The 20915-nt window shown below is 38.5% G+C and carries 16 protein-coding genes and 1 other annotated feature; of the genes, 3 read left to right on the forward strand and 13 right to left on the reverse strand.

The features are described 5' to 3' along the window. Positions 1-27: 27 nt before the first annotated feature. On the forward strand, positions 28-372 hold the full coding sequence (locus IGJ23_RS10945; RefSeq protein ID WP_010720788.1) for a DUF3899 domain-containing protein: 345 nt from the start codon (positions 28-30) through the stop codon (positions 370-372). 79 nt (positions 373-451) lie between these two features. Here IGJ23_RS10945 and IGJ23_RS10950 read toward each other — a convergent pair whose 3' ends face one another. From IGJ23_RS10950 to IGJ23_RS10985, 8 genes are all read right to left on the reverse strand, one after another. Further along, positions 452-2116 carry a peptide ABC transporter substrate-binding protein gene (locus tag IGJ23_RS10950; RefSeq protein WP_438774952.1) on the reverse strand — a complete coding sequence of 555 codons (1665 nt, stop codon included), beginning with the start codon at positions 2114-2116 and terminating at the stop codon, positions 452-454. A 353-nt stretch (positions 2117-2469) separates the two neighbouring features. After that, on the reverse strand, positions 2470-3018 hold the full coding sequence (aac(6'), locus tag IGJ23_RS10955) for an aminoglycoside N-acetyltransferase AAC(6')-Ii (protein ID WP_438774953.1): 549 nt from the start codon (positions 3016-3018) through the stop codon (positions 2470-2472). A 791-nt stretch (positions 3019-3809) separates the two neighbouring features. Beyond that, positions 3810-4883 (reverse strand): 23S rRNA (adenine(2503)-C(2))-methyltransferase RlmN, encoded by a 1074-nt coding sequence (rlmN, locus tag IGJ23_RS10960; protein ID WP_010737151.1) that lies wholly within the window; start codon positions 4881-4883, stop codon positions 3810-3812. A 250-nt stretch (positions 4884-5133) separates the two neighbouring features. Continuing rightward, positions 5134-7575, reverse strand: coding sequence for a DNA translocase FtsK (locus IGJ23_RS10965; RefSeq protein ID WP_034700630.1), 2442 nt, complete (start codon positions 7573-7575; stop codon positions 5134-5136). A 341-nt stretch (positions 7576-7916) separates the two neighbouring features. After that, on the reverse strand, positions 7917-9353 hold the full coding sequence (locus tag IGJ23_RS10970; protein WP_010720794.1) for a glycoside hydrolase family 1 protein: 1437 nt from the start codon (positions 9351-9353) through the stop codon (positions 7917-7919). Positions 9354-9625: 272 nt separating this feature from the next. Further along, positions 9626-10444 (reverse strand): amino acid ABC transporter substrate-binding protein, encoded by an 819-nt coding sequence (locus IGJ23_RS10975; RefSeq protein WP_010720795.1) that lies wholly within the window; start codon positions 10442-10444, stop codon positions 9626-9628. Between the two features lie 16 nt (positions 10445-10460). Next, entirely contained in the window at positions 10461-11096 is a 636-nt protein-coding gene (locus IGJ23_RS10980) for an amino acid ABC transporter ATP-binding protein (protein ID WP_010720796.1), read from the reverse strand. Between the two features lie 11 nt (positions 11097-11107). Beyond that, the gene (locus tag IGJ23_RS10985) at positions 11108-11749 is read right to left on the reverse strand and encodes an amino acid ABC transporter permease (protein WP_010720797.1); all 642 of its coding nucleotides are present in this window, start codon (positions 11747-11749) and stop codon (positions 11108-11110) included. Positions 11750-11950: 201 nt separating this feature from the next. Further along, positions 11951-12181, reverse strand: a binding site (T-box leader). 92 nt (positions 12182-12273) lie between these two features. Between IGJ23_RS10985 and IGJ23_RS10990 the strand changes: the two genes are divergently transcribed. Continuing rightward, a complete protein-coding gene (locus tag IGJ23_RS10990; RefSeq protein ID WP_081128492.1) occupies positions 12274-12759 on the forward strand; it encodes a prolyl-tRNA synthetase associated domain-containing protein in 486 nt (161 codons plus the stop codon). A gap of 231 nt (positions 12760-12990) precedes the next feature. Here IGJ23_RS10990 and IGJ23_RS10995 read toward each other — a convergent pair whose 3' ends face one another. The 3 genes from IGJ23_RS10995 to IGJ23_RS11005 all read right to left on the reverse strand — a co-directional run bounded on the left by IGJ23_RS10995 (position 12991) and on the right by IGJ23_RS11005 (position 16063). Next, positions 12991-15063 carry a DNA topoisomerase III gene (locus tag IGJ23_RS10995; RefSeq protein WP_438774954.1) on the reverse strand — a complete coding sequence of 691 codons (2073 nt, stop codon included), beginning with the start codon at positions 15061-15063 and terminating at the stop codon, positions 12991-12993. Further along, positions 14996-15373, reverse strand: coding sequence for a DUF1033 family protein (locus IGJ23_RS11000; RefSeq protein ID WP_010720800.1), 378 nt, complete (start codon positions 15371-15373; stop codon positions 14996-14998). Before IGJ23_RS11000 ends, IGJ23_RS10995 begins: the two co-directional genes overlap by 68 nt. A 123-nt stretch (positions 15374-15496) precedes the next feature. Beyond that, positions 15497-16063, reverse strand: coding sequence for a TetR/AcrR family transcriptional regulator (locus tag IGJ23_RS11005; protein ID WP_010720801.1), 567 nt, complete (start codon positions 16061-16063; stop codon positions 15497-15499). Between the two features lie 149 nt (positions 16064-16212). Between IGJ23_RS11005 and IGJ23_RS11010 the strand changes: the two genes are divergently transcribed. After that, entirely contained in the window at positions 16213-17514 is a 1302-nt protein-coding gene (locus IGJ23_RS11010) for a multidrug efflux MFS transporter (RefSeq protein WP_438774955.1), read from the forward strand. Positions 17515-17626: 112 nt separating this feature from the next. Here the strand turns inward: IGJ23_RS11010 and IGJ23_RS11015 are convergent, their stop codons facing one another. Together IGJ23_RS11015 and mnmA are read right to left on the reverse strand one after the other, a co-directional pair. Then, complete coding sequence (locus IGJ23_RS11015) at positions 17627-18754, reverse strand: aminotransferase (RefSeq protein ID WP_438774957.1); 1128 nt, start codon at positions 18752-18754, stop codon at positions 17627-17629. A 432-nt stretch (positions 18755-19186) separates the two neighbouring features. Continuing rightward, a complete protein-coding gene (mnmA, locus tag IGJ23_RS11020; RefSeq protein ID WP_010720804.1) occupies positions 19187-20308 on the reverse strand; it encodes a tRNA 2-thiouridine(34) synthase MnmA in 1122 nt (373 codons plus the stop codon). Between the last annotated feature and the right edge of the window lie 607 nt (positions 20309-20915).

The raw sequence follows: 20915 nt of genomic DNA on the forward strand, positions 1-20915 counted from the left end.
ATGAACCAAAGATAAAGGAGCAAACTGATGAAAAAGAAGTCTCTTCCCTACCTGATTGCTGGTGTCTTGATTCTCCTGATTATTGTAAAAAATAGTTTGAATCATCAACTAACACTCACTCAATTATCAAATGATTTATTTTTATGTGCGATGCCGTTTTTGATTATCGGCGGATTTTTATGGGTTTTTTCCTCGGGTTTCTTTGATCATTTTCAACGATCGATCTATTTAGCCCGAACAAGAAACCGCAAGAAAAAACCAGAATTTTCTTCACTCTCGTCTGCCAGCTATGGTATGTATACCTTTTGGCTGATCATTGCCGGAATCTTGCTTGCTCTTTCTATCGTGCTGGTGATTTTTTCGTTTCTATGATACGTAACCTTTAAAAAGTGGAGAGAGATTAAGACAACTGCCTTAATCTCTAGTCCGCTTTTTTTGTCTTAATGTTTGCCTATTCTTCTACATAAGTCCATTTGTAATCCCATGAAGCTCCTGCAGCGTGGTGGACAATTCCTTTGACTTTTTCATTGACTAAGTGTCCTTCTGCTTTTTGGTAAACTGGGATCACACCCATATCGTCTGCCATGATTTTAGTTGCTTCTTGTAGATCCGCCCAACGTGCTTGCTCATCGCCGGCATCTTTATTCCCTGAGTCATCTACTACTTTGTCGTAGTCCGCATTACTCCATTGTCCGCGGTTATAAGAGTTACCTGCAACAAATAGGTCCGTAAAGCTGCTTGGATCAGCATAGTCCGCTGCCCAACCGCCTAATACAGTATCAAAATCACCTGAAGACGAACGGTCTAAACGAACGGAGAATGGGACTGGTGTTGGTTTAACTTTTACGCCATCTAAATTTTCTTGGATTGAGTTTTGGATATACTCGATCACTTTTTTCGATGCATCATCATCTGAAGCCATCAAATTGAATTCAAGGGAATCAATGCCAAGTTCTTTTTTCGCTTTTTCCCAATATTCTTTTGCTTTGTCTTTATCGTAAGAAACAAGTTTGCCTGCTTCTTTCGCAAAATCTTCCTTTGTTTCTGGATTTTTAGACATGTCCGCTGGGATCAAGCCAGTTGACACAACCGATCCATCTCCTAGAACTTGTTTCACTAACGCATCACGATTGATTGAGTATGAAATAGCTTTTCTTAAGTTGACATTTTTAAATGGTGAATCAGCTTCACGTTGGTTCAACTCAATATAGCTCGTACGTGCTTCTTTGACTGACGTATATGCTGGATCATTCGCATTTTGTTGAGCGAGTTCCCCTGAAAGGATGACGTCATCTGCTTGACCGTCTTTAAAGAGATTCAATGCTGTAGAAGATTCTTTGACCACACTAACTTTGATTTCAGATAACTTCACTGCATCTTTATCCCAATAGTTATCATTTTTCTTGTATGACCATTCAGTATCTGTCCCTGGTCCGTCAAAATCTGTTAAGGTAAATGGTCCATTGTATACTGCTTTATCACTTGCTGAAGCATAAGCATCACCGTTTTCTTCCACCACTGATTGTTTTTGCGGGAAGAATGATGGGAAAGCAAGTAAATATTGGAAGTATGGCGTTTGTTTCGTCAATGTGATTTCTAATTCATGATCGCCTACTGCTTTGATTCCTAATTCTGATTTATCTTTTTTGCCTGCTGTGATTTCTTCTGCATTCGCTACTGGAGCAAAAAGATACGCATATTCAGAAGCTGTGGCAGCATCCACTGTACGTTGCCAACCATAAACATAATCAGCCGCAACTACTGGATCACCATTGGACCATTTAGCGTCTTCACGCAATTTGATCTTGTAAGTCAACCCATCTTCACTAACTTCTGCCAGTTCACTCGCTCCTGCTGGTTGTGGTTTACTATCCTTATCTAAACGATAGATTCCCTCATACACATTATTTAGTGCAGTGAAACTAATTGTATCCGTTGCTAAAGATAAATCTGCTGTTGGCATTTCTTGAGGTACGACTAAATTGAATACTCCGCCTCCATCTGTAGAGTTGCCACTCGCTGAATTACTACTTTTTGTATTTGCGCTTCCGCCATAACAGCCTGCAAGTACCAGCCCACTCAAGGCTACAACACTAAATGCCCATTTCTTTTTCATTTCCCGTACCCCTTTTGTCGAAATTTTCAGAATAATTAGTTTTTTCTGAGTTGTTTAAGAGTTTAATGAATAATTATTAAAAAAGCAATACTTTTTTCTCGGTTTTTTTTAAAATAATGTCATTATAGTGAAATATTTATTGTTCTTTTCTGAAAATACACTTATTTTATAAGGTTTTATTTCTACTTGATAAAAAAATAAAATAATTTTCATCAAAAAAAAATAAATCGTAAAAACAGCTATAATGTTCGGATTTAGCTCATAAAAAGATTATAATTTTTTATTCTAACAAAAAAACACTAATACTAGAGAACAAAATGGATCGTTCATTTCTCTAATATTAGTGTCTTAATTTATTCCGTTGGCTCCTTTTTGGCCACTCGTTTTGCTAACCAAATATCAGGCTGGTTCCACCCATTCGCATCTGGGATCACACCGATGATCTGATAGCCAAGTTTCTCATAAAATGTATAGGGATGATGATTGATATTTTTGATTTCTTGTAACTTTGCAAAGGTATCTTCAAATAAATCCGTTGCAATTAAATTGGTTTGTCCTTCAACATCATCTGTCCCTAGATAGATAACCAAGCCGCCATATGAAGCAACTTCTTTTTCCAAGTAGGAAACCAATCGTGTCCCGATTTGTTGTTTGCGATGCGCGCTTGCTACTACCAAAGGATGTAACTCCCACCCTGTTTTGCCATATTGAGGGATCGCTCCAACAAAACCGACCAATTCCTCCCCTTCAATCGCCGATACAGCAATCCGTTCTGGAACCATCAACTGTTCGACTTCTTTCATCGGCTCTGTCCCATACTCATCAGGCCAAGTCAATCTTAAAAGATCTGCAAGCTGATCTCGCAAGACAATATTCTCACGATCAAACTCACTGATAATCATCGCTATCCCTCCCTTTTCTGCCTATTTTAGCAGTACTAGAAAGAAAAAAGAAAAGTTTATGCTTAAGGTCGTGAAAGAAGCGTTCAGCTCCGAGCGAATAAGAGAGGATTTTTTAAAATAGCTTCTCATATTTTAGAAAATCATCGCTTATTGCTGAGGAGTTGCTTCTTGAACGCCGTGAATCAGAGGTCGTAAAAACATCGGGTAGCTCCGATGACAATAAGAAAGAATTTTTTGAAACAGCTGTGCTAACTGACATTTCAAGAATAAATTGATGAACTATCATTTCTTATAAAAATTATTAATTTACTAATAGACTCCAATCGTTAACAAATAGCTTTTTCATCCATGGCTAAATAAATAGTATTATGATTAGGATCAATAACACCCCTTTACAAACAATCATGCAACGAATCACTAACGAATGGGACAGATTAGGAACATTGGTTTCCATTCAATCCCCTCACTTGCATAAAAAAGGATTCAATGATTATACGCATCAGAATGTATGCAGAATTACTAAATAATAGAGGAGTCTTATGAAGGATCGGAAACTGTTACTATTTTTATCATTATCAATCATCTCAAGTCTTGCTGTCTTGAACGTGACAAAAGATATTCTGTATGCATTATCCTGTTTTGTTCTCTCATGGATATTGTATGGCATTGGGATGAACCGCAAGAACAAACAGTAAATTGAGGTTCTAAGAAAACTCAGCAAAAGACGACAAAGCATAAGGCTTTGTCGTCTTTGTTGTTTCTTCTCCATGGATGTTGGATATTAGCTAATGCTATTTAGTCGTTGCTTTTTCTTTTTTCATTTGTTTACTCCGTAATTGACCACACGCAGCGTCGATATCTGTACCGTGTTCTTTACGGATCACGCAATTGATACCATTCTTTTTCAATACATCATAAAATTTCAGCACATCTGCTTTAGGACTTCGAGAGTATTGGTCATGTTCACTGACTGGATTATAAGGGATCAAATTCACATACGTTAATTTCTTTTTGTCTTTTAATAGATCCGCTAATTGTTGTGCATGCTCCGGACGATCATTGACCTGATTCAACATGATGTATTCAAACGTGATTCGTCGATTGGTTTTTTCAAGATATTCATCTACTGCAGCCATCAATTTCTCGATTGGGAAACTCCGATTGATCCGCATGATGGAGGTCCGAATCTCGTTATTTGGTGCATGTAATGAGATCGCTAAATTGACTTGCAACCCATTATCAGCAAATTCTTTGATCTTATTTGCCAAACCACTTGTTGAAACAGTAATGTGTCGTGCGCCAATTGCCAACCCTTTGGCATCATTGATGATGTGTAAGAAGTTCATGACATTATCATAATTGTCGAACGGTTCGCCAATGCCCATCACAACCACATGGGACACTCTTTCTCCTTCTTGTCGTTCATCAAAATAGTGTTGAACCATCATGATCTGTGCCACGATTTCTCCAGCTGTCAAATCTCGATTCTTTTTTAACAGACCACTTGCACAAAAAGTACAACCAATATTACAGCCGACTTGTGTCGTCACACATACAGATAATCCATATTCTTGTCTCATCAAGACTGTTTCGATCATATTTTTATCTGGTAATTCAAATAGATATTTGACTGTGCCATCCGTTGCTTCTTGAACCACTATTTGTTTTAACGGATTGATCACAAACTGATCCGTTAACTTTGTTATCAAGTTTTTTGACAAGTTGGTCATTTCGGAGAAGTCTTTGACACGCTTTTGATAAAGCCATTCCCACACTTGGGCGGCACGGAATTTTTTTTCGCCGTTTTCTAAAAACCAATTGGTTAATTCTTCGATTGTTAAACCATAAATGGATTGTTTTTCCAAAATCGTTTCCCTCTTTTTTTCAAAGTATCGCTACATACTATAACTGATTCTAACGACTAATGCAATAGTTCACAAAACAAAGATACCAAATCTTAGGCTGTTTATGGATGATCCTCCTTTTTTAACTATCGTTTTTTTGATTTTTATGAATAAGTGATCAATCTCATAAAAAAACCGAAGAACACCCAAAGTTATTTTTGGCGTTTCTTCGGTTTCATTGTTAGAACTGACAAGCACATACGCACTTTTTCTATGTTTCGTGATCCGTTGGCATCATATCCATTGGTTCTTCGACTTGCTCAATGAAGACTTTTCTTGGCTTACTTCCTTCTGAAGGTCCTACTACGCCATGCGCTTCTAATTCATCGACTAAGCGTGCTGCCCGATTATAACCAATTCTAAATCTTCTTTGCAATAATGAAATACTTGCTGTCTGCATTTCAATGACAAGTGCTTTAGCTTCTTCAAATAATTCATCTTGTGGTTGTTCTGCGGTACCGCCTGATTCTACTTCATCAGAAGGCATCATTTTTTCTTCATAATGTGCTTCTTGTTGATCTGTTACAAAGTTGACCACTCGTTCTACTTCGTGGTCAGAAATAAATGCACCTTGAACCCGTATCGGTTTGTTTTCACCCATTGGCAAGAAGAGCATATCCCCACGTCCGAGAAGCTTTTCCGCACCATTGGAGTCAATGATCGTACGTGAGTCCGTTCCACTAGAGACTGCAAATGCCATACGAGAAGGAACATTCGCTTTGATGATCCCTGTGATAACATCCACACTTGGACGTTGGGTCGCTAAAATCATATGGATTCCCGCTGCCCGTGCCATTTGGGCCAAACGAATAATAGCATCTTCGACTTCATTGCTGGCAACCATCATCAAGTCAGCTAATTCATCCACAATCACCACGATAAATGGTAAGGTAGGATGTTTCGTTCCATTTTCCAAGTTTTTTTGTTGGACAAATTCATTATAACCAGTAATATTTCTAACACCAGTAGCAGCGAATTTTTCATAACGTTCTTCCATTTCTTGAACGACTTTCTGCAACGCTTGAGCAGCTTTTCTCGGGTTAGTCACAACTGGCGTCAAAAGATGAGGAATCCCATTGTACATGTTCAATTCCACCATTTTGGGGTCGATCATCATCAATTTGACTTCATGGGGTTTTGCTCGCATCAAAATGCTGGTAATGATTCCATTGATTGCTACCGATTTCCCACTACCTGTCGATCCGGCTACTAATAAGTGAGGCATTTTAGAAAGGTCTGCGGTTTGGACTCGCCCAGAAACATCTCTTCCTAATGGTACTTCTAACAGCTTATCTGGATGGTTGGGTTGTGCTTCGATGATTTCTCTAAATGACACCATGCTGATCTTGCTATTCGGTACTTCGATTCCGATCAATGATTTACCTGGGATCGGTGCTTCCATCCGAACATCTTTAGCCGCTAATGCTAATGCAATGTCATCCGTTAAACTGACGATTTTACTTACTTTGACACCCACTGCTGGTTGGACTTCAAATTTTGTCACAGAGGGTCCTAAACTTGCTTTGACGACTTTCGCATCTACGCCAAAACTTTGAAAAGTTTGTTCCAAGACTCCGATATTTTTCTCGATTTTTTTATACTCGTCACTTTGATCCGTCGTTTTTACCGAGTCCAGTAAATCGATTGACGGTAATTCATAATCTTGATTTTCCTGCTCTGCTTCGATTTCAAATTCTAATGCTGTCCCATCATCTTCTAAGCTCTCTGCTTCTAACGGTTCAGATGCAGTAGGCGTTGTGACCGTTGGCTCTGCTTTTGGCATATCCATTGTCGCAGATGGGACAGTTCCTTGAAAACTATCGATTGGTACAAAACTGAGTTGTTCTGGTTCATCATCTGCTATTTTTTCATAAGAAGGCGCAGATTTTGCTTGTTGTTCAGCGGAACGACGTTTTTCCAGCTCAGCAATCTCAGCTTCTGCCGCTTCTTTTGCTGCTAATTTTTTCTCTTCTCGTGCTTTCGCTCGTTGCTTTTGCCGTTCTTCTTTCGCCGCTTGTTTCTTCGCTTGCTTTGCAGGATCTCCTTCCAGCAGTTCTTGCATTCGTTCTCCCATCACTTGCAAGCTATTGACTAATTGATAGCCTTCGATATTGCTAAATAAAATTGCACCACTTATTAATAATAAAATGGCAACAAAGTAACTACCAGGTTGAGCAATCAAGAAATACGTAAAATTATAGAGTGCTGCTCCAACCATCCCACCACCAACATTACTGCTGACTCGAGCATGCTGGATGTCACTTGCTAACAGATCCCAAGTGGTTCCTAGAATGTTTGGTTCGCCACTATGGAGTTTTCCGAATAGATGGGCATGTAAAAAGAGAAGAATTCCTAAGTAAAAAAGAATGCCTCCAAACCACCGACGGCTTTTACCGATTTTAAAATCGGTATTTTTTACAACGACCCAAAAACCTAAAATAGCTAATAATATACAGAGAAGCTGATAAGTGTTCCCTGCAATGATCCGAAAACCATTTGCCACTAAAATACCTAAAAAACCTAGTTTTAAAAAGCCAAATACGGCAAATAAGATCAATGCAAATCCGATACTGATCGCAAGAAGTTGTTCCTGCTGCTGTTGTTGCTTTTTCGTCTTTTTCTTTTTCTTTGCAGGACGTTTTTTCTTTGCCATTTTTATCCCTCATTTCATCAAGTTCCATTATACAAAAAAAAGCGAGGGAACAAAAGTTTTGTTTCTAAGTTTAAAGTTTTTCTTTTCGAACACTGTATTTATATACTTTAAGAAACTTTTTCAAATAACCAATGGCTAGATCCTGCACCCCTATCGAGAAACTATGATAAAAAAACCGAAATTCCACAAAAACCAAGAAAGTTTTTGGGAATTTCGGTTCATTCAATTCATTTGGTTCATTCAGTGAACTCAATGAAGCTGGAAAGTTTTATCCTCACTGCTTCTATTTTTAGATAAAAGCGATCACGCTTTATTTCCCTGAACGTTTACTATCAAAAAGGTCAGATCGTTGAGCCATTTTCTTTGATCACTTGTTGGTACCAATAGTAACTATCTTTCTTGTAGCGATCCAATGATCCTGCTTGAGTTTCATCTTGATCGACATAAACAAATCCATAACGTTTTTGGTAGCCATTCAACCAACTTAACAGATCAGTGTAAGACCACGTACAATAGCCAAGGACTTCAGCACCATCTGAGATCGCTTCTTTAATCGCTTTGACATGACTTGAAAGGTAAGCGATACGATACTCATCGTGGATCTTTTTGTCCTCTGTCAATTCATCGTATTCCCCTAAACCATTTTCAGTAATCAATACAGGCATCCGGTAGCGACTCGTAATCCGTCTTAAAGCGATCCTCAATCCTTCTGGGTCGATCTCCCAATCCCAATTCGTACGTTCAACGAAAGGATTGTCGACTTTTTTGTACATTCCTGGGACGCCTGTTTCTTCAGAAGATCCTTTTTTCCCAGTCGTATTCATTTTGCCAGCTCCTACACCATCCAACGGATTAAAGGCATTAGTAGCTGTTTGATAATAGTTGATCCCCAAGAAGTCTGGTTTAGCAGATTCAAGCAGTTCTGCGTCTCCTTCAACCATTTCAGGTGCCCAGCCACGTTCTTCTAAAAATTTCATAGCGGCGATCGGGTACTTGCCCCACATGTAGACATCCATCCAGTAATGAGCCATCAAATCTTCCGCATTTTCTGCAGCTAAAATATTTTTAGGATCGCTGTTGATTGGATAATTAGGTGTGTAAGCAAAACTTGGACCGATTTTACCTGGCATTCCTAATTCATGAAATTTATTGATCACTGCTGCATTTGCTAAGTTAGCAATATGGTTCACTTGATACATCCGTTTCGGATCAGTAACACCTGGTGGATGAGCAGCTAATAAATAGCCTAGTGAAGTAAAAATATTTTGTTCATTCAAGCTGATCCAATAATGGACTTTTCCTCGAAAAGCATTAAATAATGTTTCAGCATAATTAGTGAAATCTTCAATGATTTGGCGTGATTCCCAACCTGCATACTCATCTTGCAAGGCTTGTGGAAGATCCCAATGATACAATGTCAACATTGGTTCAATCCCGTTTTCAATCAACTCGTCGATCAGCTCTTCATAAAAAGCTAACCCTGCTTGATTGATTTCCCCACGACCATTAGGAAAAATGCGAGTCCAAGCAACTGAAAAACGATACGCTTTCAATCCTTGTTCTTTCATTAAAGCAATATCTTCTTTAAAGCGATGATAGTGATCAACCGCTAGATCGCCGTTTGTTCCTTTAAAAGTTTTCCCTGGAATACGGACAAAACGATCCCAGACCGATTCTCCTTTGCCGTCTTCTTGCCAGGCTCCTTCAACTTGATAAGCCGCTGAGGCTGATCCCCAAAGAAAGTCTTGGGGAAATTCAGTTAATTTTTGGTGTTCCATCAATCTCTTCCTTTCTTGCTTCAATCCTTACTAAAAAAGAATAACACGAAACCCCTTTCAATACAAAAGGAGAAATCAATCATTGAACAATTTTATGATCATTGGAATTTTTCAGACAAAAAATAAGCAAGAATTTTTTAAAATATGTGTTTCAAAAATTCTTGCTTATTCATTTGGCGCAGGTTAATTTCATAGGTTTTATCGTGTGAACTAAGAGACACTCAAATTACCACGCTTCTTTTTAAGACACTCAATGATGTTAGATTGCCTGTTTACTTCTGAACGGGTGTCACATCTTCACCAAACCATTTGTCTGAGATTTGTTGGAATTCTCCTGTTTTTTCTAATTCCGCAATCCCTTCATTGATTTTCTTCACTAATTCCTTGTCTTTCTTTCGGGCACCCACGACAAAATCTTCGCTTTGATAATCCCCTTTGATCATATTGAACTGATCCAACTCATTTTTTTGCTTCAAGTAATAACCAGCATATACTTTATCCATCAATAACCCATCGATCCGTCCACTCTTCAAATCGATCAATGCTTCATTAAAGCTATCATATAAAACAGCATCCTGATTTTTTACAATATCTTTTAATATTTTTGGTTGTTTGATAAAGGCATCATAACCAGAAGAACCATTTTGAGCTCCTAGGATTTTGTCCTTCATTTGAGCAAAGCTGGTGATCCCTGATTTTTTCGTAGTGATCAGGACTTGTTCGTTTTGCATATAAGGTTTTGAAAATTGGACTTTTTTTGCTCTTTCAGCTGTTTTAGTATACCCATTCCAAATAAGATCAATCGTCCCATTATTCAATTCAAACTCTTTCATGGACCAGTCAATGGGTTGGAAAACGACTTTGATGTCATATTCTCTAAAAACTGCTCTAGCAAGGTCAATATCAAAACCTGTTAGTTTTCCTTCTTTATCACGAAACCCCATCGGTACAAAGGTGTCATCTAACCCGATGATGATCTTTTTTTCTGATTGAATCGTTGACCAATTGTCTTTATCTGTCTTTTCATTCCTACAACCAGAAAGAAAGACGATCCCTGCAACTATCGCAAGTAGCAAACTGATTTTTTTCATCAAGTGTCCCTCCTTCTTACTTGTTTGGGATGACCTTCACGAGTTGATCTCCCACATTTTCCGCAAACACCAAATCATGGGTTACGATGATTTGTGTCACACCTTCTGCCTTCAATGAGACGATCAAGTTTTCTACTTGTTGTCGCAGCTCAGGGTCTAAGGCACTTGTCGGTTCATCATAAGCAAGAACTCGAGGATTCATTGCCAAGGCACGTGCGATCGCTACCCGTTGTTTTTGACCGCCAGATAATTGATAAGGATAGTTGTTGAGCAAATCACTGATCCCAAGTGAATCGGCTAATTCCTGTGCTTTTTTCGTATACGTTTCTTTCGATTGCTTCAACACCATTTTAGGCGCTAAAGTGATATTGTCAAAAATACTTAAGTGTGGAAACAGTTGAAAATCTTGGAAAACAACACCTACGACTTGCTCTTTCGTTTTCAATTCAAATGGGTCAAAGGCTACACCATCCAGATAAAATTCCCCACTGTCTGCTTTTTCCAATCCTGCTAATATTCTCAAAAGTGTCGTTTTCCCTCCACCAGAAGGACCGACGATCGCCATGGTTTGACCATCTGGAATGACTAGATCTAACGCGTTGATTACTTTCTTTTCTCCAAATGCTTTACTTACTTTCTTTAATTCAATCATGTCCATTCCTCCTAGCGATAATAGTTTAATTTTCCTTCTACTTGTTTCATGATGATCGTTAAGATACCGGTTAGTGCTAGATAGATGAAAGCCACACCTAGTAATGGTAGCAATGTTGCATCACGTTCCATCGCAATCTTCCCTGCTCGCATAACGTCTCCTAGTCCTAAGATATAGATCAATGAAGAGTCTTTCACTAAGTTAATCACTTCGTTCCCAACCGATGGTAAAACGATTTTTGTCACTTGTGGGATAATGATTTTTGTGACGGTTTGAAAAGGACTCAACTGTAACACTTGCGCAGCTTCATATTGTCCTTGGGGAATCGATTGAATCCCCCCACGAAAAATCTCAGCAAAATAAGCGGCATAATTTAAAACAAAAGCCAATAATGCTGCCTCAAAACGGTCAAAGACGATCCCGATCGTTGGCAATCCATAAAAAACAAAAATCAATTGTAGTAATAACGGTGTACCACGCATGACCCAGACATAGGTCTGCAAGATATAACGAATTGGTTTAAAATGTAAAGACAACCCTAATGCTAAAATGATCCCTAATGGCAATGATCCAATCAAGGTAAAAATAAATAATTTCAACGTTGTAAGAGCCCCTACTAATAGTTGTGGCATGACTTCCAGCAAATAATTCATTTCTTTCTTCCTCCTTTTAAATAAAAAAATCCCCTTGACTCTCGTCAAGAGGACGCATCACACGTGTTCCCACCTCTGTTTGTTTCTTTTTCACAAAAGAAACCTCACGCAGTCATTCCAGAAAATGAGGTAAAACAAAAGTAATTGTTGTTGGACATTTACTTCACACGAAAATAAAAAAAACGTCCTTCGGTCAAATGACCAAAGGACGTAAATTACGTGGTTCCACCTTTTTTTGCTAGTCCCTCACGGAAACTAACCTTATCTGGTCATCAAACAATGACCGCAGCTGTAACGGGCTTCCCGGATTTTCCTACTGTATTTCAGAAAATCGACTCCAAGATGTGTTTCACCATTAACTGCTATCTCTTTCCACCTGCCAGAGACTCTCTTCAAACATTTAATCGCTACTCTTCTTTTCGATGTCGTTGATTTTAACTTACGTGTAATTTACACGATTATTTTTCTTTTGTCAATTATTTTTTTATAATGAATGAAAGAAAAAGAAAGGAAGCGATCAATCGATGGTTTTGGCTACTGAAAAAGAAGCCTATCAATTACTTGATTTACTAGGCATTCCCTATCAAAAGGTGGATCATCCACCGATTACTTCTGTCAAAAATCTGCCATTTACACTACCAGGACCTCAAGTGAAGAATCTCGTGTTAAAAGCAAAAAAAGGGAAACAAATTTATCTTGTTATCTTACCTGATGAAAAGCAGGCAAATTTGAAACAACTTGCAGAACAGCTGAATGAGAAGCGTTTGTCTTTTCTTTCAGAAGAACAGCTCCTTGATTTATTAGGGGTAGCTCCCGGTACTGTTACACCTTTTGCATTGATGCATGATCAAGAAAAAGCGATTCAAGTAGTCATTGACTCAGCCATTGATCAAACCTCTACCGTAGGATTTCATCCAAATGTCAACACGACAACATTGATCTTATCGTTTTTAGATTTCATCAAGATTTTAGAATACCTTGAACATCCACCTATCTACGAAGATTTATAAGCACGGCTATTTGTGATAAAAAGCCCAACATACAAAAAATGAGGTTCCTCCTAAAAATTGTACGTAAAAACAACAATTTATAAGAGGAACCTCATGACTTATGTCTCAGACTAAGCTTCTTTCACATTCTAAACCATGTTACATAAACAGCAATCACTTGAAACCAATCACCATTTTTTAACATACAATAGTGGTCTCAAAAACCATTGCTGATTTTCAACAAACGACACGCTATTTCTTCATTGCAGCTTTTAAAGCTGCAGCAAGTGGGCTTTCTTCCGGTTCTTCTGCTTGCGTGTACTTTTTCAATAAACGACGTTCTTCATGCTTCGTCATTTTTTTCTTTTGTTCTTTTTTATCTAACATTTTTTCGGTCGTCCCATCATATTTACAACGGAAATAAGCGCCATTTTTGCCTTCGATGATCTCCATTTTCCGATGACATTGCGGACAACGGTGGTTCGAGACTTTTGGATCTTTTCTTCTACGGTAATGACAATCTTGATTCGTGCAGACATAGATTTTGCCATCTCGAGTATTTTTTTCTCTAAGATTGGAACCGCAGTCTGGACATTTTTTCTGTGTGATCGAGAAATCTTGGTAAGATTGTTTACTTGTTTTGATTTCTTGTACCAATCGTTTTGTTTCTTTTTCAATGCCCATTAAAAATTGGCTGGCTTGTTTTTGCCCCGCTGCAATTGCTTCTAAGTCTTTCTCCCAGCTTTCTGTTAAATCAGGGGTCACTAAGGAAGGATTGACTAATTCCAATAATTGCTTCCCTTTTGGTGAGACTTGCAAGCCTTGCGGTGTTCGTTCCATCAATTCCGATTTGATCAACTTTTCAATGATTTCAGCACGAGTTGCCGGTGTTCCTAAACTATGTTTTTCCATAAATCCTAGTAAACTCGCCTCTGTCAAAGGCTTAGGCGGTGCCGATAGTTCTTTCTTGATCGTAAATTCTGGTTGGATACGCATTCCCTCCACCCAGTCCACTTCATTGCTCTCCTTTTGACTGACATCTTTCCAGCCAGCTTGAAGGACTTGATTTTGATGGAATACAAATTGTTCTTTGCTAAATGTCACAGTCACTTTTGTTTGACTGATTTTGTGTGGCTCAGCGAATAAACCTAAGAATCGAGTAACAATCATCTGATAGATTTTTTGTTCTTCGTTGCTAAGTTTCTCATAGCGTGGACGATTTTCAGTTGGTAGTAACGCATGGTGATCAGTGACTTTACTGTCTTGGAAGACTTTTGTTTGACGAACAACTGCCCCATTTTTTAAATACTGTTTCACTTCTGGTGAAAAATCGCTGACCGCCTGTAAACGTTCTTTCATCGTACTTTTCATATCACTCGTCAGATATTTACTATCTGTACGAGGGTATGTCACGATTTTATGCGTTTCATATAAACTTTGGACCAGTCCTAAAGTTTTTTTAGCAGAGTAGCCATAACGCTGGTTTGCTTCTCGTTGGATCTCCGTTAGATCATAAGGCAATGGCGCCGGCTCCACTTTTACTTTTTCTTGGATGGCTGTCACAGTTCCTTTATTCTTAGCTAACTCTTTCACTAACGATTGAGCTTCTTCATGAGATTTCAATGCGAATTGGTTTTTTTGAACCATCTTTGCTTGTTGTTTTTCTACATCTAATAAAATTGAAAAATAAGTTTGTGGTCTAAATGTTTCAATTTTCCGTTCTTGTGTTCTGACCAAGGCGAGTGTTGGAGTTTGAACTCGACCAGCAGATAGATTATCTTGATACTTCACAGTCAGCGCCCGTGTTACGTTCAATCCTACTAACCAGTCAGCCTTTGCTCTAGCTAGCGCCGAATAGTAAAGTGCATCATAGTCTTTTGCGGGCTTCAATTGTTTGAATCCTGTCTTGATTGCTTTATCTGTTTGGGAAGAAATCCAAAGACGTTTCACTGGTTTATTGAAGCGGACATATTCCAAGATCCACCGAGCAACCAATTCCCCTTCTCTTCCGGCATCCGTAGCGATCACAGCCTCTGACACATCTTTACGTTGCGCCAATTGCTTGATTGTTTTTAATTGGTGACCTGTTTTAGGCAGTGGTTTGATTCCTAAATTTTTAGGAATCATCGGCAACGTTTCCATTTGCCAACTTTGCCATTCTTTATTGAGGTCTTCAGGCATTTTCAGCCCTAACAAATGACCAAGGGCCCAAGTAACGATCACCTTGGGTCCTTCGTAATAATTTTTGTGTTTTTGATTAGCACCAAGCACCTTGCTTAGGTCTTTCGCAACGCTTGGTTTTTCCGCTAGAATTAGTTGTTTCATAAAATTCCTTTCTGCTTTCTAAAGTGATTGGCTGATGATTTTTCAATAAGGCTAACCCTTTATATTGTTGAAGATCATCATCACATTCTTCACACCAGCGCTCGTCTCCGTCATTCCAGAAGGCACTTAGAAAGTTGCTTTTTGCATGGATATATTCGTATTTATTTTTGATTGCAAGCCATTTTTGTTCATAATTAACCTGTGCTTCTTCAAAAGAATCAAATGTTTCTTCTACTTCGATATCCTCTTCCCAATTCTCAAAGAACCACCAAGGCTCATTATCTCCGAACATTGTCACTACTTGATACATACTCGTGCTCCTTCTCTACGATTTTACTAGACTCATCTTAGACACTTTTCAAGAAAGTTGCAAGAAATTTCTCTTATAAAAGGGACATTTTATGAATTTGTCTATTTTAAAGAAACGTACTACTTATTTACTTGGTAAAGTGGCAATAAAGTCATTGATCATCCAAGAATAACTCTCTTCAGGAGACACAGTTGCTTCCTTTGTGAAATAGCCTAAAAATCGTAAAGACAAATAGCCATGGATGATACTTCGCAATTCTCTGCTGCGATGCGTTTTTTCTTTTCGGGTCAAGTCAAAGGCATCAAATAATTGTAGAATGATCTGGTTCGTTTCATAGATTCCTTCTAACAAAATCTCCTCATTGGTGTGAGGGACACTGATCAGCAACTCGTAAACGGCCTGGTTCGCAAAAGCAAAAGACTGATAGACTTGTGCATAGACACGCAGCGCCTCTGCCCCACTTTTTCCAACCAAAGAACGACGCAACGCTTCGTTTAACTCTTGTAATAATTTTGCAGTCAATGCGGTCTTTACATCACGCATATTTTTAAAATGATTATAGAGGGAAGGAGACTTGACGTCTAGCGCCTTAGCCAGGTGTTGAAAAGTGACTTGTTGAACATCCATCTCTTCCGCTAGTCCACGAAAGCAAGCGATGATTTTTTCTTGAGATAGATTTCTTTTTTTCATTTCATTGTTCCTCTCGTATGTTAACTACTTAACAACTTTAGTTTACCATGAAAAACGAACTTAAAAAAGAGGCTTCCATTGATAAACTACACATTGTAGTTTATAATAAACGAATGTAAATGAAAATTTTCAGAAAGAAGGACATAACAGTGACCACACGCATCAAAGAAAAATTATTTAGGAAAAGAGAAACTTGGGAACAAAACTTACTTGTCTTATGGTTTGGGACTTTTATGGCAGGGATTGGGTTTAGCTTAGTCATGCCGTTTATGTCACTATACATAGATACGTTAGGTAACTATAGTACGTCGCAATTGAATTTTTGGAGTGGGTTGACCTTTTCTTCTACGTTCTTCGTCACCACATTGATTTCTCCTTGGTGGGGCAAATTAGCCGATCAGAAAGGCAGAAAATTGATGCTCTTGCGTGCTTCCTTAGGGATGGCTGTCGTTATTGCCTTGATGGGTTGTGTGACCAGTGTATATCAACTTGTTGCACTTCGGTTGTTACAAGGGATCTTTTCTGGTTACATCAGTAATGCTACTGCCCTTGTCGCTACTGGTACTCCGAAAGAAAAAAGTGGTCAAGTCCTAGGAACATTGGCTACTGGTTCCGTCACAGGGACGTTGCTTGGTCCTTTACTTGGGGGGATTTCAGCCTCAGCATTTGGTTATCGTCCAACTTTCTTCATCACAGGAATCATTTTATTTCTCGTCTTTTTATTGAGTCTCTTCTTTGTTCATGAAACATTTGTACCTATTAAAAAAGAAAATATGGCTTCTGCCAAACAAATATTCAAAGAATTGAAGTATCCCCATGTCGTGATTGGTATGTTCGTCACAACAATGATTATTCAAGCTTCGAATAATTCTATTAGCCCAATCATTAGTTTATATATTCGTCAGTTACTAAATGGACATGGCAGTGTCACACTGATTAGTGGGATCATTGCTTCGATCCCAGGAATTGCCACATTGATCGCCGCTCCTCGTTTTGGACGCTTAGGCGATAAAATCGGGAGTGAACGTATTTTAGCCATTGGCTTAGGATTTGCAATTTTAGTTTATATCCCAATGGCCTTTGTGACGAATGTCTGGGAACTGGCTGCGTTGCGTTTTTTGATCGGTATTTCAGATGCTTGTTTGCTTCCAGCTGTCCAAGCTTTGATCACCAAATATTCCCCACATCACGCCGCCGGTCGGATTTTTAGCTACAATCAATCCTTCCAAGCAACTGGGAATGTCGTTGGTCCAATGATTGGTTCGAGCGTTTCAAGTGTGTTTGGTTACCGAGGAGTCTTTCTTTCCACTTCTTTACTTGTTTTAGTGAACTTCTTACTAGTACGTCGTAACACACAAGAAATCCATGACAATGAGCTTGTTGACTCATCAGGAACATCCGATACACCTGTCCTTTCTTCAGACAAACACACACAACCTCATGGACATTGATCGCTTACTAATAGTCAATCTGGATAAACAAGAACCATCGTCATATTCCAGATTGAAGAGGCCCCCAAAAGTTAGATTTTTTAGTCTAGCTTTTGGGGGTCTCTTAAATTTCTCATACTTTGTTATTTCCACGTTCTTTTAGATATTCTGAAAGTAAGGCTAACCCTTTTTCTAATGTTTCTTTCTTGCAACAATACCCTAAGCGCGCATGCTGAGGCACCCCATAGGCACTACCAGGGACCAGTAGGACACCAGTTTCTCTCAGAAGATCAATACAAAATTGCTCATCGTCTTCTGTTATGTTCAAGCGAATGAATGACGTTGACACGTGATTCGGTAACACTAATTGGACATTTGGTTCATCAGCCAGCCATTTTTCAACGATGGCTAAATTCTCCGAAACGATTTTTTTATTTCGTGCAAGGATCTTTTCTTTATTCCTCAGTGCGTGAACCGCTAATGCATCTGACAAAACACCACCGCTAAGTACTAAATAGGTATGGTATTTTCTTAAACGCTCAATGATTTCTTGATTCGCTGCTACCCAGCCGATGCGTATACCAGGAACAGAATAAGTCTTTGACAATGAATTAGTCGTGATCCCCTTGTCATACAGATCCACGCTTGAGACAAAATCTCCCCCTGCTAATGGGGCATACACCTCATCCATCAAAATATACGCATCGACTTTTTCGGCAATTTCGATAATTTCTTCCAATGTTTGGCGATCCAACAATGTACCTGTTGGATTATTGGCACTGTTTAAACAAATCATTTTAGTATTTGGTTGGATCACATCAACTAATTTCACACTATCAAAACGCCATTCCTCTTCTTCTGTGAGTGGTACGAAATCAACAGTTGCACCTAAAGATTTGGGTAAGTCATACAATTGCTGATAGGTTGGCAACATGGAGACCACATGATCTCCTGGTTCAATCAATCCATACAGCGCCAAAAGGTTCGCACCAGTCGCCCCATTGGTTTGAATAATGTTTTCTGAAGAAAGCGATTGATACAAAGAAGCGACTTCTTGTTTGAAAGTTGCCGTCCCCTCGCTCCACCCATAATCCAACGACGTTTTACTCAAAGATTGAAAAAAATCAGTAACTGTCGTTCCGTCTAACCCAATCAGTTCTTCTAACGTCAGTGCTTCGATGGAACTTTGTGCAAGGTCATATACTGCTTCTTTTTCCCACTTATTCAACCATTCTTCCAGTCCAAAATGTGTGATTTCCATCTTTTTCACTCCTTTTGCTTTCTTCAATATTTTTGATTCACTACCTTCTATTCGTTGATACTCAAACAAACCAAGAAACACTCGTCGCTCCTAGATGCCATGTAAATGAGATAAACGGTCGGTTTCCTTTTTTATTATACTCTCTTTTTAAAAATAACGCTTTCAAATAGATAGAACCGCCTGTTGAAAAAGTCGCCTGACACTGTTTTCTTCAGAAAAAATTATTAGACAAAAATCTGAAAACTCTTTGCTTCAAAAACACCTAACGGATATTTCAGAAGACACTCTAGCAAAAAAAGCCGAGGAATACCAAAAATAGACGAAACTATTTTCGGATTCTTCGGCTTATTTCTCAGAACTAAACTTGTCTTAACTCTTTTCTTGTTCTTCTAACAAAAGAAAGTTGTTCAAAGAGCTGTTCGCAAGCAAGATTTACACATATTGCAAGACTTTTTCTTTATTGTAGGCATGATCAATCAAGCCACCACCAAGGCACTCCATTCCATCATAAAAGACGACAGCTTGACCTGGTGTGATCGCCCGTACAGGTTCATCAAAAATCACTTCGGCACGATCACCTTCTAATAACCGAACCGTTACCGGCACATCTTGTTGGCGGTAGCGGAATTTAGCTGTACATTTAAATTCCTTTGGCATTGGTTCATTCGTTGTAAAATGGATTTCGCTCGCATCAAGGCTTGTTGCATATAAGGCAGGATGATGAAATCCTTGTCCTACATATAACGTATTCGTTGCAAGATCTTTTCCGACTACAAACCAAGGTTCTTGTGATGCACCGCCACCACCAATCCCTAGGCCTTGTCTTTGACCGATCGTGTAATACATCAATCCAGCATGTTGACCTTTGACTTCACCATCAAGTGTCACCATATTTCCTTTTTTAGCTGGTAAATAATTACTTAAAAATTGTTTAAAATTCTTTTCGCCTATAAAACAAATCCCAGTGGAATCTTTCTTTTTAGCAGTTGCTAAACCTGCACGTTCCGCAATTTCACGTACTTGTGTTTTTTCCATACCACCTAGTGGGAACATTGTTTTCGCTAATTGTTCTTGTGACAATTGGCTTAAGAAATAAGTTTGATCTTTGTTGTTATCTACACCACGAAGCATATGTGCTACGCCATTTTCGTCACGCACTACTTGCGCATAATGCCCAGTCGCTACGTATTCAGCACCTAGATCCATCGCATAATCTAAAAATGCTTTAAATTTGATTTCTTTATTACACATCACATCTGGATTAGGTGTCCGTCCTGCTCGGTATTCAGCTAAGAAATATTCAAATACACGATCCCAATATTCTTTTTCAAAATTGACAGAATAATAAGGAATCCCGATTTGTGAAGCAACTTTCGCTACATCTTTATAATCTTCCGTAGCTGTACATACACCATTTTCATCCGTGTCATCCCAGTTTTTCATAAAGATCCCAATGACGTCGTAGCCTTGTTCCTTTAGTAAAAGTGCTGTTACAGATGAGTCGACACCGCCACTCATCCCAACGACAACACGTGTCTTGCTGTTGTCTTTCATGGTATCACCATCATTTCAATTAGATTTTCTGAAATCATCTACGAGTTGAAGGTCGCAACTTTTCAGTGCTTTACATTATACGATATATTTTTGAAAATTTCATCCCTTATTTATCAAAGTATCAGTAGAGCCTTTTAATGACTTTCAAAAAAATTGGAATCGTCTTTTTATCATTTGCTTTTGTTCAGTCGATTGATCATAGTTAAAGACTATCCACATGAAGAAAATAAGCGTAAGGAAAGAATATAAGTAGCAAACAAATAATTGAGGATTAATAGCACCATCTTTGTTAAAAGATATACCTGATACGTTAAATAAAATGATTTTTCTTCTTTTCAATTTGTATCATTTTTTTCACCCCCCCAAAAAAAGCCAGCCCAAAATACAGATTAGGTTAAGGAAAATAATGATTCTTTTTAAGAATTTGGATTCAATTTTTGTGGATAAAAACAAGTTAACCCCTCCGATGATCCAACAACTCATCATCACGAATATAAAAAAGACGTAATGATAGTTGTTGATACGTGGAATGAAGTACAAACTAGTCAAAACAATCGGACTAAGTAACAAAAACGATGTTAGCATCGTAGCTTTTTTTAATTTTAAT

The organism is Enterococcus sp. DIV1682a (genome assembly GCF_051711005.1).
Classification (GTDB): Bacteria; Bacillota; Bacilli; order Lactobacillales; family Enterococcaceae; genus Enterococcus_B; species Enterococcus_B hirae.